1 protein-coding gene is annotated in these 461 nt (G+C 68.1%); it reads left to right on the forward strand.

The genetic code is table 11. The features are described 5' to 3' along the window. Positions 1-340 (forward strand): 50S ribosomal protein L19 (gene rplS, locus RNC47_RS36665; RefSeq protein WP_311605194.1); only part of this gene is annotated, 340 nt, incomplete at its 5' end. Between the last annotated feature and the right edge of the window lie 121 nt (positions 341-461).

Raw genomic sequence — 461 nt, forward strand, 5'->3', positions numbered from 1 at the left:
GCTCGATGGCGTCAACGCCGCCACCCTCCGCTCGGACGTCCCGGCGTTCCGTCCCGGTGACACCGTCAACGTCCACGTGCGCGTGATCGAGGGCAACCGCTCCCGTATCCAGCAGTTCAAGGGCGTCGTCATCCGCCGCCAGGGCTCGGGCGTCAGCGAGACCTTCACGGTCCGCAAGGTCTCCTTCAGCGTCGGCGTCGAGCGCACCTTCCCGGTGCACAGCCCGATCTTCGAGAAGATCGAGCTCGTCAGCCGCGGTGACGTCCGCCGCGCCAAGCTGTACTTCCTCCGTGAGCTCCGCGGCAAGGCCGCGAAGATCAAGGAGAAGCGCGACAACTGAGCTGCTTCCCGGGTTCACAGCGCGGCCGGATAGGATTCGGCCGCGATGGACACCCAAGCAGAGCACTCGGAGCGCGATCGCTCCTCGGAACCCCCCGCCGGGTCCGAGGAGGGGTCGCGCT

This window comes from Streptomyces millisiae, from assembly GCF_031845425.1.
Classification (GTDB): Bacteria; Actinomycetota; Actinomycetes; order Streptomycetales; family Streptomycetaceae; genus Streptomyces; species Streptomyces millisiae.